Annotated in this window: 10 protein-coding genes and 1 tRNA gene; 5 read left to right on the forward strand and 6 right to left on the reverse strand. The window is 57.8% G+C overall.

What is annotated here, in order from left to right:
- Both VN887_11020 and VN887_11025 read right to left on the reverse strand, forming a co-directional pair.
- On the reverse strand, positions 1-1,424 hold a 1,424-nt coding region (locus VN887_11020), incomplete at its 3' end, for a hypothetical protein (protein ID HXT40537.1).
- A 232-nt stretch (positions 1,425-1,656) separates the two neighbouring features.
- Complete coding sequence (locus tag VN887_11025; GenBank protein ID HXT40538.1) at positions 1,657-3,498, reverse strand: hypothetical protein; 1,842 nt, start codon at positions 3,496-3,498, stop codon at positions 1,657-1,659.
- A gap of 437 nt (positions 3,499-3,935) precedes the next feature.
- Between VN887_11025 and VN887_11030 the strand changes: the two genes are divergently transcribed.
- Positions 3,936-4,952, forward strand: a complete 1,017-nt coding sequence (locus VN887_11030; protein HXT40539.1) for a hypothetical protein — start codon at positions 3,936-3,938, stop codon at positions 4,950-4,952.
- Positions 4,953-5,006: 54 nt separating this feature from the next.
- Here the strand turns inward: VN887_11030 and VN887_11035 are convergent, their stop codons facing one another.
- From VN887_11035 to larA, 3 genes are all read right to left on the reverse strand, one after another.
- On the reverse strand, positions 5,007-6,371 hold the full coding sequence (locus VN887_11035; protein HXT40540.1) for a PQQ-binding-like beta-propeller repeat protein: 1,365 nt from the start codon (positions 6,369-6,371) through the stop codon (positions 5,007-5,009).
- Between the two features lie 87 nt (positions 6,372-6,458).
- Positions 6,459-7,415, reverse strand: a complete 957-nt coding sequence (locus VN887_11040) for a 6-bladed beta-propeller (GenBank protein ID HXT40541.1) — start codon at positions 7,413-7,415, stop codon at positions 6,459-6,461.
- A gap of 151 nt (positions 7,416-7,566) precedes the next feature.
- On the reverse strand, positions 7,567-8,832 hold the full coding sequence (larA, locus tag VN887_11045) for a nickel-dependent lactate racemase (protein ID HXT40542.1): 1,266 nt from the start codon (positions 8,830-8,832) through the stop codon (positions 7,567-7,569).
- A gap of 397 nt (positions 8,833-9,229) precedes the next feature.
- Between larA and VN887_11050 the strand changes: the two genes are divergently transcribed.
- Positions 9,230-10,330: a DegT/DnrJ/EryC1/StrS family aminotransferase gene (locus tag VN887_11050; GenBank protein ID HXT40543.1), complete on the forward strand. Its 1,101-nt coding sequence runs from the start codon at positions 9,230-9,232 to the stop codon at positions 10,328-10,330.
- Positions 10,331-10,364: 34 nt separating this feature from the next.
- Here the strand turns inward: VN887_11050 and VN887_11055 are convergent.
- Positions 10,365-10,439: transfer RNA gene (locus tag VN887_11055), tRNA-Lys, on the reverse strand.
- 203 nt (positions 10,440-10,642) lie between these two features.
- On the opposite strand from VN887_11055, the gene VN887_11060 reads away from it, so the two are divergent.
- The 3 genes from VN887_11060 to VN887_11070 form a co-directional block, all read left to right on the forward strand.
- On the forward strand, positions 10,643-13,246 hold the full coding sequence (locus VN887_11060) for a PAS domain S-box protein (GenBank protein HXT40544.1): 2,604 nt from the start codon (positions 10,643-10,645) through the stop codon (positions 13,244-13,246).
- A 271-nt stretch (positions 13,247-13,517) separates the two neighbouring features.
- Complete coding sequence (locus VN887_11065; protein ID HXT40545.1) at positions 13,518-14,615, forward strand: hybrid sensor histidine kinase/response regulator; 1,098 nt, start codon at positions 13,518-13,520, stop codon at positions 14,613-14,615.
- 469 nt (positions 14,616-15,084) lie between these two features.
- The coding region (locus tag VN887_11070; GenBank protein HXT40546.1) for a response regulator at positions 15,085-17,375 on the forward strand (2,291 nt) is incomplete at its 3' end.

Consider the following 17,375-nt stretch of genomic DNA (forward strand, 5'->3'; position numbering starts at 1 on the left):
GGGAACTGTCCGACCTGGGACGGCGCCATGAGGGTCCATGGTTGCATCCAAAAACCGGGCTTCACACTCCATTTCGAGCCGTCGAGCGCGAAATGCACGATCGCGTCTGTGTCCTGCAGCGCTCCGTAGCAGGCAAAGTACAACGGTGCTTCACTGCGGTAGCGGTTCGGTCGGTTCCAGGTCGTCTCCGAGATCATGGATGGTTTGTCGTCGTAGGCCGGGTCCATCGCCGGATGAACGAACTGTTTCGGTTTGCCCGGTTCCATCGGGTCGAAACGCAGCGCACTCCGGTCCGCAAAAGTGTGTCCGTTGCGGATGGACCACTCGGCGGCCTCGCCCTTGTGCAGGCAGGAGAAATATCCGTGACGATCAATGAAATCGCCGACGGTGTAACTGAGTTTTTCGAGCGGTCCAAGCACCTGCGGATCGGCAGTGGCCCAGTTCGACGCCGTGATCACTCCGTGAAATCCCAGCTCCCGCAGAAAGGCATACGTCTCGCGATAAAATCGCACCTGCGTTTCGAGCAGAAACCGGGCGGTGTCCTGATCGCGAGTGGTTCGCTCGTGAGACATGTTCCAAAGCGGGCGAAATCCCGCGCGCCCCTCGGACGGAACGTCGCGGTTCAGCTTTGTTCCTCCCCATTTTGCCAGGGCGGCGTCAATCGAACCGTATCTACCCTTCAACCAGTCGCCGAATTGTTCCTCCAGCAGCCGGAGCTCCCCGTCCGGAATGTTTCGGTCGCCGAACGTCCAGAAAAAGAATGAGTCCTCATTCTGCATTTCCAGACCCATGACCGCCGGTTCATCCGCCAACCGTCGGCCGTCTGCGCCGGGCGTCGTGAGCAACGCGCTCCACCACGAGCGATACTGCACCTGGAAGTCCGGATTGAAGAAAAGCGCCGCGAACGGGTTCTTCGTGCCATCGTAACCCTTGAGCCATGGCGTCCCGGCCTTCGGCTTGAGCCAGAGCGGGAAGTATATCGAAAAATGCGTGTAGATGCCCTCGGCTTTCATCGCCGCGACAATGTCCAGCGCGTGCCGGACCTTCGCTGGATCGACGTTGCCATCGTTGTCGAACATCGGGCCGTGGACGCGAACCAGATTCACGCCGCGCTTGGCCAGCATCCGCGCGACGCGGCGCAACTCCGCGGGAGCATTGACACCATGCGGCGGACCGTTCACCGCCCAGAAGCGGATTGGTTCGCCTGTCTGGCTGAAGATAAACTGGCCGCCTTTCGTGGCGATGAATCCGTGTTGGCCGGCAAACTTCTCGTTGAGCGAACGCAGATCAAGCAGCGCGACCGGATCAAACCGGTCGCTGGGCGGCGCGAAATCGAACCAACCCTCGTTCGATCCGGCGGCGAGCCGGCCGGGCAGGATCCAAGCGAGGGCAATGAGCGCGACAACAACGCGAGCCGGATTCATGACCGCACGCTACCGTTTTGAGGATTTCTGCGCCAGCCCGCGTTTGGATACGAAGTGAAATCCATTTCGCCGGGGCCTGTTGCGACAAGTCGAGTCGCGGGTTCCACCGAGGGTTTGTGACACTGGTCATGCGCCTGACGCGGATGTTCTAAATTAAAGACGCGCGTCGAAGGAAAAGACGTTCAACAAGTTCAAACGCACCACCGTTGCCTGCCCATTCAGCCGCCTATCTTTACTCATGATACGGTTGGATTTCCAAAAAATTAAAGGCCTGTTCCTGACCAAATGAGTCGCTTGGTTTCTTCGCGTCTGGCCAGTCCGAAACGGTCAGCTTTGCGATCGCGCCCTTGGCTCGGAAAACTTTCCAATGATAAGTGATCCAGACCGGTATTTTGGGTTCTGGATTCGAGGAATACATTTCGATGAATGATCGCTTCGCTTCGACTTCCACACCTTCGAGAGTCACAGAACCGATGAACCCGGTTGCTTCCTCACGTTTCCTGGCTTTCGGATTTACAAGATCGTTGTAGTCGCACGCAAACATTTTCATGGAGTAAAGCCGGCCCGGTTCAAGGTCCTTGATGGTTTGTGAAAATGTGTTCGGCCCCTTCTCGCTCCTTTTCATCCAGAGAAAGGTGTCCCCGATATGTTCCGGATCGGCGGGACGACCGAGCCCCATGAACCGCCCTTCAATCCTGCCGTATCTCGAAAAACGTTTGACTGCGATGCTTCCCTCTTCCGCCGGATGTAACGTCCACGCGTCGGTACCCTTCTCGAAATCCGCGTTTTGTATATGGGTGAGGAAGAGCGGGTCGCTGGTCAGCCTCCCGGTTCTGCCCTCGATGGCATAGTGACGGTAAAGCTTGCCGACGAATCGCACCGTTTCCTCGTCGGCCAAAAGGGATGTCCACCATTCCAGACCGCTGATACCCGACAACGCCGGATGATTTGCAGCGACATTCATCTGTTGATCCATCCAGACGTGGTAATCGACGTTCGGCTGTTTGTTGAGGCCGCCGGGAGGCATGGAGAAAAGCCCGAACGCTATCGCCATCTGCCGCTTCACTCCCGGTTCCTTCGTTCCCCAGTCGGTGATGCCGTCCACGAAGGCCTGCAAGGCGTCTCTGGAACCCTGTTCGCTGGACATTTCATGAAGATAACGTTCGGGAACAACGCGGAAGCCGCAGTCAATGATCGTTCGAACGAAATTCGTACCGATTATTTCCTGGTTCAATTTTTTGCCACTGCCGCCGAAATAGGCGTACAGCATCTTGTTTTTGTAGCGGTCGTCCGCGCGGAGTTCTTTGAGCGCCTCTCCGTAAATCACGTACTGCTCCCGTTCCCGCTTCATTCGCGCGCGACGCTCGGAAGTCAGTTCGGTCCATTCCGCAACAGGTTTGTTGACGATGAATTCGTCAATTATGATGCCGTCCAGAAAAGGCGCCTTGTCGTAGAAACCGGTCCAGTACTTGGAATGCTCCTCGGCCGTCTTGCTCTGAGAATCTATTCCGACCTCCGCGACGAACCTTTTGCCCTGACGATGCCAGTCAGCAATCACCGGCTCGGAAAGCTGGATATTGCCGGGAACAATCAGCGTCGTGACATTTGGCAAAATATCCGCCTTGAGAAAGTCCATGTCATACAGGCCGTACGATTTGATCTCCGGATTGAATCCCAGTCCACAATGGATAAGTTCGGGAATCGCCCTGACCTCGAGTTTATCCAGGGTGACATTGCCGTCACATTCGAACCGAATCGCGTGCTGCCCCTTGGTCACGTGGCGCATCGCCTCGCGACCGCCTTTAGTGGCGTGAACGATCACGGGATCCGATTCTTTATCCAGAAAGACGCGGGCAGCCCCTTTTCCATCGAAGACTGAGGAAATGAAAATCCAGCCGTCACTTGTTCGCGTAAACGTGAACGGCGGGCCCGATTTCGAATCGAAAGAAACTTCGAGCAGCTCCGAAACGAGATTGTTCAGCTTCTTTTCCCCGGAAAACACAACCCCAGCCCGGACAGCACCTCCAAATCCAACCGTGAGAATTGCCATGGAAACCAGCAGCCTTGAGTTCATGACGAATGAGTAACGCGACGCGACGATCAACGCAACCAATCGATGCAATACAGGATCGGTGTCACGTTGATGCCGGTCAGATGGCTTCTGCCAAGTACCGCAGGAGAACAGTCCTAAACCCGCCGGAGGTGGAGGCGGAACTTCGCGCCCTGCACCCGCGTGGTGCTCTCGACAACAACGCTTCGGGGCGCAGACGACTGGTTAACGGCCCGCCCAAACTTTTATTGTCGTCAACGCCGGCGCTTGTGTATGCTTGGATATTCAATCGGGCCGCCTTCAACGGTGCGACAGATCTTCGACGTAGGGGTTGCCCGATTCAAGATCCGGAATTCGGGTACATCTTTCGTTCCTGCGCATGATCGCTCCGGCGAGTCATGAGTCTGTGAAAAGTGCGAAGGTATTTGCGGTGTTGGAAGCGAGAAGCTCATCGTGTGGCTATGGCAAAAATGCCAATCGGCTGGACAAAACGTTGCTCGGGTACGGCCTGCTATCTTGGATTTTATCCGTTGCTCAGGTTGTGGCGCGGCCCGGTAACAGATGCATTTGTCGCTCTCCATTGCGCGCGGGCGATGGCGGCCGGTTTTGTTGCGCTGGCGTGGTTGCTGGTCGATGCTCTTTTCGAAGCCAGTGAGATGTTCCTTCTCATTTGCTTCCCCGATTTCGCGCGGCCGTTCATCGAGCATTGGGAGCCGTATCTCACATACGCGCTGTTGTTGCCGTTGATCGTTTTGGTGGGATTGTGGATGGCGTCGCTGGGGTTGGCCCTCGCGGGGTCCACGCGACCGATCCCTGTGCTCAAAAGAGTCGCGCGTTGGCCAGGGGCAGTTCACCTTTCCTACGCCGCCAATTCCCTTGTTTTGGCGCTTCTACCGATCATTGTCCTCCTCGTTGTCCATGCGACATCGCTTACGCGAACCAGCGGTGACGGCGCGGCGGTTTACTTCCTCTACGACGAGGGCATTCCTGTGCCGCGCTGGGGTTACGCGGTGGGATTGTATCGCATTTCCCTGGAAGCCAAACAGCGCTGGGGAAAGGGATCCATAGTTCTGGACCGGTTGGACAAGCAGACTCTGCGGGCGGCTCTGGCTCATGGAAAGGTGCTCATCCTCGCCACGCATGGCGGGGATGGATATGCCTGCGCTTACTATTCCGCTGAAAAGCTGGGCGTCGGACCGCCGGACATCGGCGCTACCGATACGGGGCAAAATTTTCGTTTCCTGCGCATGTGCATTTTTGGCGCCGACAACAAGCCGGGAGCATGGGAGGATGTCTCCGTGAACCACGGGATGCGGTTGGTCTACCTCTTTGGTTGCAACGCAGGAATGAAAGCAGCGGAATGGGAGGAGCACCTGGCGCCTGCTCAAGTCGTTACTTACAAGCGTGAGTCCACGGTGTTTGACCACGGTCTCTGGTTTGCCTGTGTAGGGCCGGCACAGGTGAAACAACTCAAATGAAAAGCCAAATGCGGACGCCGCAGCCAGGCATCCGGTGTGTTCTCAATGGTTGTTTCACCGGGTGTTCCTGAAACAGTAAAGCTTCGTTAGCGTGCGGATCAGCAGCCGATCCCCGGCCAGCGCCGGCGTGGCCATGCACATTTCATCGAGCGAATTCCTGTGCAGCAGGCGAAACTCGGGTCCAGCCTCGAAAACGAACGTATCGCCGTCCTCGCTCAATGCGAAAATTTTTCCATTCGCCGCCCAGGGCGATGCCGTGAATGAGGTGTTGCCCTCGGGGCGGATGCGTTGCTTATCATAAATCTGCGCGCCGGTGCGCGCGTCGTGGCAGGACAGGAATCCGAAATCGAACAGCACATAGAAATAATCGCCGTAGAGCAGTGGGGATGGGTTGTAAGGGGCGGCGATGGGCTGACACCAGGCGATGAACGCGTTGTTCGTCTCGCCCGGTTTGAGGCTGATGTCGCCGGTTGCGCCCGGTTTGATCGCAAACACGGGGCGCACCTTGTCGCCGACGTAGCCCGAGCACACGTAAAGCAGACCGAATTTCGAGATGGGCGTCGGAATGACAATCGAGGACATGCCGCCGAATTCCCAGAGCAGCCTGCCGTCGAGGTCGTAGCTGCGAACTTTCCGGGTGCCGGACGTGATCAATTCGGTGCGTTGTTCGTTCTGCCAGATGTAAGGAGTCGCCCAGTTGCTTTTTTCGTCGCGATCCACGCGCCAGAGCTCACGTCCGGTCTTAGTGTCGAGCGCAACAACGAAGGCCTTTTCGTCGTTATCGTTCACCACGAACAGCCGGTCCTTGTGGAGCACCGGTGAAGCGGCCGAGCCCCAGCCGTTCCGTGTTTTCACGGGTGGCCAGTTGGTGGACCAGAGTTTGCGACCATCGAAGTCGTAGCAGAACACACCGACGTTGCCGAAACAGGCATAGACCCGTTCTCCGTCGGTCACGGGCGTTTCGGAAGCGTAGGTGTTCTTCAGGTGTAAAGTATTTAATGGCGTGCCGCGCCAGGCTTCCTGCAGCCACAGTTCGCGCCCGGTTTTTAGATCGAGACACAGGACCAGCCAGCGGTGTGTGGCCTTGGAGATTTCCCGGCGTTCGCCGCCAAAATAGAGACCCTTCTTCGGCGGCTCCATTTCTCCTTCACTGGCGACGGTGGTCAGAAACACCCGCTCGCCCCATACGATGGGGGAAGACCAGCCGCGTCCGGGAACCTCGGTTTTCCAGGCGACATTCTCGTTGGTGCTCCAGTGATCGGGCAGATCAGGGTTGTCGGCGACTCCCATGGCGCCGGGCCCGCGAAATTGCGGCCAGTTCACGACCGGCGCCGCCGCATGCGCCGCGCCCGCAATCAATGGGAGGAGCAGGGGGCACAAGCACGACCAGTTACAGAATTGCCGGGAGATGCACAGCATGGAAATTCCTGTCGATTAATAAAAATGCGCCGCGGGCATTTTATTTCATGGCGAAACCTCCGCGAAGCGGCTGCGCGCCATTAGTCGCTACTTTGTGAGAGTGAATTTGTGGAGGTGGCCGAACTGGCTCCACTCGGACACGATGAGGTTTCCGTCCTTGTCAATCGAAGCCCCGTGCGGCGAGTTGCAAATGCCGACCGTCCACTGATCGGGCGGCAGGCCGAAATTCGCACGCTGCTTCTCGTTGGGATTGTCACCAACCTGGGCAACGATGTTGCCGTCTTTGTCGAGAACAGTGACGCGCCCCTGCAACTCCGGAAACACGGCGTAGTCGCCCCGGATATGCACGGCGGCAGGCATGCGAAGGTCTTTCTGGATGATCTTCACGAAATTGCCGTCGAGGTCCCAGTATTCCACGCGATTGTTATTGCGATTGCAAACCAGCAAGAGCGGTTTGCCCTGGCGCGTGTCGAGCGCGATGCCGTGACAGGTCTTGAACTTACCCTCCGCCTCGCCGGGTCCGCCAAAGGCTTTCACAAACTTGCGGTCCTTGTCGTACTTGAGCACGTAGTTTGCGCCGTAGCCATCAGCGATAAAGATCGAACCGTCGGGCCCGACGGTGACAGCGCACGGATTGAATCCCTTCTCGTCCTTGTAGATTCCCGCCTCCTGCGGAAAGTGAATCGCCCACAACAGCTCGCCATCGAGCTTGAGTTTGACCACCTCGTGATCAGCCGGGCGCGCCCCGTAGATGTATTCCACACCGTTCTCTTCGCGAATCTCCAATCCATGAATCCGCGTCGGACCGACCGAGCGCAGGAATTTTCCGCGGGATGAAAAGACCACGATGCCGCGGGGCGTGTCGGTGGTGACGTAAATATTGCCCGTCTTGTCAATCACCACGCCGCCGTGGCAGGGGCCGAGGGGCTTGTCGTCCGGGTTTTTCTCAAAAAAATCCGGCATGATGGAATATTTCAGCCCGGATGCAAAGGCCGCGGTCGAAATCAGTGAGATGCCCAGCAGCGATGATAAAATGCGGTTCATGGCTCGTTCGTTAGGAGTTCGTGATTTTCAAGGAATGATGAGGTTGTAAGATGGGGGAGCACAAATTGCAATGGCGGAAAGTATCGTTGCCGTCGGTCCCTCGCGTCAAGTCAGGCGCAGGCGATAGTGCCCGGCCCGGGCTCGGCGTTGGTCAAGCCAGGTAAGGAATCGTCAACGGGCCTTGTGGCAACACGGCGACGAGCGCCTGCGGACCGGCTTGATGGAGGCGTTCTTTCACCGCCGCGCCGATGTCCGGGCAGGGTGTCAGGTGACAGGCGCGGATCACGTCGTCAGGAAGCGAGCTGTGAACAAGCACGGTGGCTTTGCGCTGGACGAGTGCCTGGATCTGCGCCTGCCATTGTTCCGGCCGGACGAAGCCCGGTGTTGCGAGCATCGTGAGAATCTCTTCCGGGGTAGCGGCGCCGCGGAGCAGGGTGTCCAGCGGACTGCCGGCCGGCACGCCTTCGCGACATTCACACGCCAGAATAATGGTGCCGTGTTCCCGAACGATGCGCGCCGCGGCGCTCATGCCCTTGACGCCCTGATACAAATTCAAGTCGAGCGGGTAACCACTGTTGGTCGTCACGACAACGTCGAACGGCGTCTTCACTTTTTGCATCGCGGATCGACGGACGAATTCGCAGCCCGTCTTGTGAGCGTCGAGCAGGTCGCCGGCAAACACACCGGTGATTTGCTTGCGTTCGTTAAGAGACACGTTGAGCAAAAAGCACGGGCCTATGCGCAGGGCAATGTCGCGCAACTCCTCCCACAAGGGATTGCCGGTGGTGATTCCGAACGCCGCGCGCGGGTCGCCAATGTTCTTCGCGCCGTGATTGCTCATGACCGTCTTCAACCCGGCGCAGCCGGGCATGACGCCCTTCGGTCCTCCACTGAACCCGGCGAACAGATGCGGTTCAATGAAACCGGTGATGATGCGCACGTCCGCCTCGACGAGATGGCGGTTGATCAGCGCCGGTGTGTTGTCTCGCGTCGCGCCGAACTGGACCAGCGCGGCGGGATTCTCCGGTTCGTGGTTCAGAACCCGGTAATGCGCGACAACCTCTGCCGTGAGCATTTTCTCCAATTCAAGCCGGGTGTTTGGACGGTGTGTGCCCAGTTGGTTCAACAGGGTGATATTTGCACGCGGCACGACACCGTCCAAATGTTCAAGCAACCAGGGAATGATGCGTTCATTGGGCGTGGCACGGGTCAGATCAGTGAATGCGATGCAAACCCGGTGGGAGGGCTTGATCCATTCACGCAGCGGTCGCGCGCCGATTGGCTGCTGCAGCGCGGCCGTAACCGCGGACTTTTCGCCGGATAATCCCGGGTTGTGGGACGGTTCGATGATGGTCGTGCGATCGTCCGGCAATTCGACGGTCAAATGGGTCTGGCCGTAAGCGAGCTTGACGTTCATGAAAAGCAGTTAAACCACTCGTCTCTCAAAGTGCGAAGGAAATTTTTGCGATCGCGCCTTATTTCTGCCCCGGCCATTGCCGCGGACCACACGATTGAGGCACGGACCGGCTGTCATGGGTGGATTGGACGCACCGGCCGGATGTGGCTGTACCAAGGCGGTCTTGAGAAATACAAAGAAGGAAACAGCCTGAAGCCGGCTATCCGAACGAAGCATCGGCTTGTCGAGTTCACGGTGTTGTGGTTTGATCCGGCGACATGCGTTATCTCGAAAGTGCGCCGCGCCCACCGGCCGGTGCGGCTTATCAAACAACACCCCGCTGTTTCAATGATAGAGGTGCCATTCCGATGCGCCGGCGCAACATTGCGCAACGTATTCCCCGAACCAGGCCGGGAAAATGAACGTTCCATTTCTGAACCTCCAGGCGCAATACGCGTCGTTGAAAGAGGAGTTGCTCCCGGCGGTCGAACGAACGCTTGCCGGGGGCCACTACATACTCGGTCCAAACGTGGCCGCCTTTGAACAGGAAATGGCCGAGTTCACCGGAACAAAGTTTGGCGTCGGAGTGAACTCGGGTTCGGATGCGTTGACATTGGCTTTGCGGGCGCTGGGCGTTGGACCGGGAGACGAAGTCATCACTTCCCCGTTTACGTATATTGCGCCGGCCGAGTCCATTCACCAGGTTGGCGCGAGGGTTGTTTTTGCCGACATTGACCCGCGAACGTTCACTCTCGATCCGGCTGCGGTGTCGAAAAGAATCACGCCCCGCACAAAAGTCATCCTGCCGATCCATTTGTTCGGTCAGGCCGCGGCGCTGAAAGACTTCAAGGAGCTTGCCGAACCGCGCGGCATCCAGATTGTCGAAGACTGCGCGCAGGCGACAGGTGCGACGTGCGACGGGAGGCGGGTTGGCGGCTGCGGTCGGGCCGGCTGCTTCAGTTTTTATCCGACGAAAAATCTGGGTGCTGGCGGCGACGGTGGGATGATTGTCACGAACGACGAGCCGCTGGCGAAGAAGCTGAGGATGTTGCGCGTGCATGGAATCGAGCGGCGATACCATCATGATCTCCACGGTTACAACACACGGCTCGACGAACTTCAGGCGGCGATTCTGCGGATCAAACTGCCGTGCCTGGAACGCTGGAACGGGCGGAGAGCTGAAATCGCTGCTCACTATGACAAAGGGCTGGGAGGTTTGCCACTCGGACTGCCGGTGACGGCCCGTGGCAACGGGCATGTCTTCCACGTCTATGCCGTATTGACGTCCAGTCGCGACGCGTTGCAGCAGTTTCTGGCGGACCGTGGTGTGCCGACAATCATCTATTATCCGCAACCGCTGCATTTGCAGAAGGTCTACGCCGACCTTGGTTATCGAGCCGGCGATTTCCCGGTGGCCGAAGAAGTGTGCCGGAAAATCCTGCCACTGCCCATGTATCCCGAATTGACGGACGAGCAGGTCGATTACGTTATTTCAGCAATCCGGCAGTTTGGATTTTAGCGTGAGCCGGCCAGCGGACCGGAGGCGTGTGAAGTGGTGGGTCGGGTGGGACTCGAACCCACGACCAACGGCTTAAAAGGCCGCTGCTCTACCACTGAGCTACCAACCCCCGCAAGCGGGGCGACACGCTAAACAACGCCTTTGTCCGGCGCAAGTTAGATTTTGGCCGATTGCTTGACCATCGCGCGTAACGGAGCCGCGCGCTTTGAAATTGAGTTTCGAGGAACGGTGGCCTAAAGTTGACATCGAGCACGCGGGGACGTGACAAGGTTTTAAGGTTCCTTGGATGTTTTAACGCCAGCTCCGGAAATAATGACTGACAAATTGCGCATCCTGATCCTGGAGGACGAGGCCAATGACGCGGACCTGATTCTGAAAGAACTGCAAAGGAACAAGGACAACTTCGACGCGCGTCACGTCTCGACCAGGGCGGATTACCTGGCGGGGCTCGACGATTTTCGTCCCGACGTGATCCTGTCCGACTACCACCTGCCGGATTGCGACGGGCTGGAAGCCCTGAGGCTGGCGCAGGAGCGCGCGCCCCAGGCGACGTTCATCATCGTGACCGGCAGCAACAACGAGGAGACCGCCGTCAGGTGCATGACGGCGGGCGCGGCCGACTACGTGCTGAAGAGCCACATCAGCCGGATCACCGCCGCCATCCAAGGCGCCCTTGAGAAAAGACAGGCCGAAGTGAAACTGAGACAGAGTGAGGAACTGTTCCGGTTAATCACGGACAACGTCACGGACCTGATTGCGATCCTCGATCCGCGGGGTAACCGGCTTTACAACAGTGCGTCGTACAAAGAGATCCTCGGAGACCCGCAGTCCTTGCGGGGCACGAGTTCCTTCAAGGAGATCCATCCTGAAGATGTTGCGCGGATCAAACAGGTTTTTGAAGAAACGGTGCGCACGGGCACGGGAACCCGCGGCGAATACCGTTTCCTTCGTCACGATGGAAGCATTCGGTACATCGAATCCCAGGGCAGTGTTATTCACGACGAGCAGGGGAAGGTGGACAAGGTGCTCGTTGTTTCGCGTGATGTTACCGAACGCAAGCGCGCCGAAGAGGAATTGCGGCAAAGCGAGAAGCGTTTTCGCGCGCTCATCGAGAACAGTTCCGATGGCATTGTGCTTTTGGATCCGGCAGGGATGGTCCTTTATGCGGGGCCGTCGACCGAACGAATCATCGGTCATCGCAATGAAGAATTCGTGGGAACCCGGCTCTTTGATTTGATTCACGCGGAAGATGCTGAGCGGACCATAAGTCTGGTCAATGCGCTGGCTCTAAAGGCCGGGCACACGGCGCGGTTGGAGTGCCGGTTCCGTCATCGCGACGGTTCGTGGCGGTGGACCGAGGGTGCGGCCAAAAACCTTCTGACCGAACCGGGCGTCCACGCGATTGTCATCAATTATCGCGATATCACCGAACGCAAGACCGCCGAGGCGGAGATCCAAAAGCTGGCCGCCTTTCCTCTTTACAGTCCGAATCCAGTGTTTGAACTGTCAGCGGACGGCAAACTCACCTATTTCAACGACGCCGCTCAACAGGTTGCGCGCCTCCTGGGAAAAAGCAACCCGCGTGAGATTTTGCCGCCGCGCATGAAGGACATCATCGATTCCTGCCTCGGCACCGGCAAGAGCACGACGGGGATGGAAACCACCATGGATGGAAGGACGATATCATGGTCTTTTTTTCCGATCCTGGTCAGTCAAGTCGTGCAATGTTACGCGTTTGACATCACCGAACGACTCACGCTGGAGGCGCAATTGCGGCAATCGCAAAAAATGGAGTCGGTGGGACAGCTCGCGGCAGGAGTGGCGCACGATTTCAACAACATCCTAACCATCATTCAGGGCCACGCGGAGTTGTTGCTCGCCGAAACGCCCGCTTCGCCCCAGATGACCGAAGCGCTCAAACAAATCTCACATGCTGCCGCGCGCGCGGCGAACCTCACCCGACAGCTTCTAACCTTCAGCCGCCGCCAGGTGATGCAGCCGAAGGTGGTGGATTTGAACGAGGCGGTGGGTAATGTCACAAAGATGCTGAATCGTCTGCTGGGTGAGCAGATCACCCTGCAGTGCAACTATGCCGCAAATCTGGCTCCGGTGCTGGCGGACGTGGGCATGATCGAGCAACTGCTCATGAATCTGTCCGTCAACGCGCGCGATGCGATGCCAAAAGGAGGTCAATTGATCATCAGCACATTTGCCGCGGAAATCGACGAGGGCTATGTAAGGGACCATCCGGAAGCCCGTGCCGGGAATTTCGTCTGCCTCGGGGTCAGCGATACAGGTACCGGCATGGACGAAGGAACGCTTGGACGAATCTTTGAACCGTTCTTTACAACCAAGGAGGTAGGGAAGGGTACCGGCCTTGGCCTGGCCACCGTGTACGGCATCGCCAAGTTGCACAACGGCTGGACCGAGGTGGAAAGCCGCGTCGGAATGGGATCTACATTCACTGTGTTTCTCCCGGCGGGAAAGGCCGACACCGCGGCGGCGGCGGGCTCTCTGGAAAAACCCGTTTCACGCGGTGGTCACGAAACCATCCTGGTTGTCGAAGATGAAACAGCGTTGCGCGGTCTGATGCGGGGCGTGCTTCAGCATTATGGCTATCATGTATTGGAAGCGGCGACGGCCAACGACGCGCTCAAAGTGTGGGAGAAAAGCGGTCCCCAGATTGATCTGATGCTGACGGACATGGTACTTCCCGGCGGTGTGGACGGCGGCGACCTCGCCAGAGAAGTCCAAAAGCAGAAACCAGGTCTGCGGGTGGTTTTCACGAGCGGATACAGCGTGGAACTCGGCGGCGAGGAAGCGGGATTGCGTGAGGGATTTAATTTTCTGCAAAAACCCTTTCAACCTTTGACACTTGCCCGGACGGTGCGGCGCTGTCTCGACGGCGCGGTATGAGCAGTCCGCAGGGGGCTGCTCCTCAACATTCCGGCAAGTAATCTCCCCCTCCAACAAATTCCGTTCTCGAAAATTTATTGGTAGTCAACCTGCTTCGCGTGCCATAACGTCAGCCGCAAATTGACCGATTTATGGCCGGTGAAGATCGCAAAAACCCGAATAATACCTCTGCGGATGCAGCGGCCCGGTTTCTTCCATTCTCCAAACGGGCAAGCCGGAGTATGTCCGCCGACAGTTCGACCCGAAATCATCTGACAAGAGCCGAAGCGCCATGCCGAAGATTTTAGTCATCGATGACGATCCAGCGTTGCGGGAAGTCATTGTGTTCTCTCTGGAGCACGCCGGATTTGAGGTAATCCAGGCTGACAATGGGATCATTGGCGTCCAGCTGGCTTCCGCGCAAATGCCGGACCTGATTCTATGCGACGTGCGGATGGAGAAGATGGACGGTTACAGGACTCTGGCTGCCCTGCGGCAGGACAATGTCACGGCGCCGATCCCGGTGATCCTCATGACGGGCCAGGCTGATACCGCCGGCATGCGTCAGGGCATGGAACTCGGAGCGGACGATTACCTTTCAAAGCCGTTCAGCGTGCCACAATTGCTGGCAGCCGTAAATGCAAGGTTGAAGAAACACCAAACCGTGCGTGAGCTCGCCGAACGAAAGCTCGCCGACCTTCGGGCCAACATCAGTCTGGCGCTGCCCCACGAGTTGCTCACTCCGCTGAACGGCATCCTCGGGTTCTCCGACATTTTGATCACCGACCATACACATTTGCAGCCCGGGGAAATTGTCTCGATGGCGGAGGCGATTCAGGATTCGGCCCGGCGGTTGCACCGTTTGATAGAGAATTTTCTGATCTTCGCACAGATCGAATTGTTGCAGGCCGACCAATTGCACGCTCTCCGGGAGGGCCAGACTCTGGATCTGCGCAAACCGATCGAGCGCGTTTCGCGCGTGCGCGCGGAACGGGTCGGGCGCATGAGTGACCTCATCCTCGAATTGTGCGACGCCTCGGCTGCCGTCACGGAGGATTACTTCACCAAAATCGTCGATGAGCTTTTGGAAAACGCCTTCAAATTTTCCTCGCCAGGAAGTCCGGTGCAGGTTCAGAGCGTGGCGGGGAATGGTAATTTCGTGCTGCGGATCACGGACCGCGGACGGGGGATGAAAGTCGAACATATTTCAGAGGTCGGCGCGTACATGCAGTTTGAGCGAAAAATCTACGAACAACAGGGATCGGGCCTGGGGCTCACGATCGCGAAACGCCTGACGGAGCTACACGGCGGACAGATGAACATCCAGAGTGAGCTGGGCGTCGGCACAACGGTCGAGGTCAGTCTTCCTTGCCTGGCGGGAGAACAATGACGGACCGGCGCTCATCGCCAGCACCGTTTGTTCGTGTGACAACTCACGCGAGTTTTTCATTTGCTCAACCCAACTCAACGCAACTCGATCCAATGGAATTAAAGATGCTTTCGCATTGGCAATTCTGACCGGGCCGCGGCTGCGGAGCGGGTCTCTGACGAAAATGAGCGATCCGAACGGGCAGAACCGGTCTTGTGGATGCTTCCAAGACGGCGTGTCTCATATTGGCACGCGGCACAACCGGGAAACCTTCGATCATTTGATCTAAATGAGAATGGGATCGAACGGCGCAAAGGCGGTCTTGCGTCGGCTGGAACGGGTGAGTTATTCTGCTGCCGTGGCGTTGTGCATTGCGGGATTGCGGCGTAAACGGGATTTTTGACTCGTTTTGATCAAGCGGCGGTAGTCGGTGAAAGAACGCAATTCGCATTGTTTCGCGGATTGTTGTGTTTGTGACGAAAGCGCGCAAATGAAGACCTTGATAGTCGAAGACGACATGATGAGCCAGTGCCTGTTGGCGAAGGTGCTGGCGGAGCGCGGTCATGAGGTTGTCTCCTACGAGAATGCTGAACAAGCCATCCTCGCTTATCAAAAGCAGTTTTACCCGTTGATGTTCGTGGATATCGGTCTGCCGGGCATGGACGGCCTTCAATTCTGCAAGTGGGTCCGCGGGCAACCCAGTGGTGACAAGGTGTTCGTCATGGTGGCCACCTCCTCCGGCCAGCCGGCGGACATGAATGAGGTGCTGGTGGCGGGGGCAAATGATTTTCTACCCAAGCCGTATGACGCGGCTTCACTTGCCGTGCGATTAACGATCGCCGAAAAGCAGATGAAGGAATTCTTCGAGCGCAAGGAGGTTGAAGACGCCCTGCGGAGCAGTCAGGAAAGCTTTCACCGCGTTGTCAAGACCGCCCACGAAGGGGCCTGGTTGCTCAACTCACAGTTCCGCACCGACTATGTAAATCCGCAAATGGCGGCGATCATCGGTTATCCAGTCGAGGAACTCGCGAATCGTGCGGTGATTGATTTTCTTCCCGAATCGGCCCACCACGACGCCCAGGAGTTGTTCGCTGACCAGCGGGGTGGAAAAGACGTAAGAAAGGAGTTCTGTTTCCGCCGCAAGGACGGTTCGGAATGCCTCGCGTTTCTGTCCGCGTCTCCCGTGCGGACAGAGGACGGCGAATTCAAGGGGTCGCTCTGGATGGTGGTCGATCTGACTGATCGTCAGCGCCAGATCGCGGAACTGAGCGAAGTCCGGAAAACATTTGAGGCACAGGCTCACGATTTGACTGCTGAGGTGAACAAGGCTGCAAAATCGCTGCAAGCGGAGCGCGCTGAACGCAAAAAAGTGGAGCAGACCCTCCAGCAGTCGCGAGCCGATCTGGAAGTGCATTTGCGTGAGCGCGCGGCTGAGCGGGCCAAAACCGCGGACGACGCAAAAATTGAGGCGGCGAACCGCCAAAAGGCAGAGAGTGAAACGGCCAAGCTGCGCGACGAAATGAGCAGGCGCGCCCAGGAATTCACCACCGAGTTGAGCAAGACCCGAGAGGCGTTCCAGTCCGAATCTGCGCGCCGTCAGGAGACCGAAGGTGCATTGCAGAATTTGCGAAGAGAACTGGAAACAATCGTCGGGCAGCAGAAAGAGGAACTCGCCAAAAGCCGCAAAGAACTCAAAGGGGAACAAGCAACAAGACAACAGTTGGAGGACGCGCTGCAAAAGAGTCGCGCGGAAATTGAATTGCGCGCTAAGCGTCACACCGAGGAACTGGCGAAGATCCAACAATCATTGGAGGCGGAAGCGACGGGCCGCAAACATGCTGCCGAGAATCTTCAAAAGGTCCGGCAGGAGTTGGAAGCGCGCCTCAAATCCCACAACGACGAACTTGCCAAAGCGGAACGGGCGCTGCAAACGGAAGTTGCCGCACGAGAACGCGCCGTCGAGGCGGTGAGCAAAGCGCGGCACGATCTCGAGGCCCGTGAAAAAGAGCACGGCGAGGATCTGGCCCGGGTTGGAAGGTCGCTGGAGGCGGAAATCAGTGAACGAAAGCGCGTTTCTGAATCCCTGCAGAAGATCCAGCATGATTTGGAATCACGGACCAAGGAATTGACGGCCCGACTTACGGCGTCGAACGATGAACTTGGAAAGGAAAGCGCCGAACGAAAGCGCGTTGAACTCGAATTGGCCAAAGCGCGCGAGGAGCTTGCCCACCGCCACAAGGACCATGCCGAGGAACTGGCGAAGGCTCGCCAGGAGTTGAAGAATCAGCGCGCCGAGTGCAAGCGAAGCGAGGAGGAACTGCTCAAGACACGCGAGGATTTCGCCCGGCGAGTGAAAGAGCACATGGCGGAAATGGTGAACGCTGGCGATGAACTCAAGGCCGTTCTTGCGGAACGAAAGAAGGTTGAAAATGCGCTCAGCAAGGAGCGTGACGAGGCCGAGTTGAAGGTCAACGAACGGGCGCACGAACTCGACAGGCTGCGCAACCAGGTGAAGGCGGTGGCGGCAGAACGTGAAAGCGCGGAAGCGGCGCTCGCGAAGGCGCGTGCGGAAGCGGAAGTGAGGCTGAAGGAATCGACCAGCGAGCTCGCGCGGTTGAACGTCGCGTTGAAACAACGCGACGAACAGATCGTCAGAGCGGCGGCCGATTTGAAGGCGGAAGCCTCCGGGCGGCACGACGCCGAGGAAACTCTTCAGAAAACGCGCCAGCAACTCGAAACGCGTCTTGGGGAATTGTCCGCTCAACTCGACCAGGCGAAACG

This window comes from Candidatus Angelobacter sp. (genome assembly GCA_035607015.1).
Lineage (GTDB): Bacteria > Verrucomicrobiota > Verrucomicrobiia > Limisphaerales > AV2 > AV2.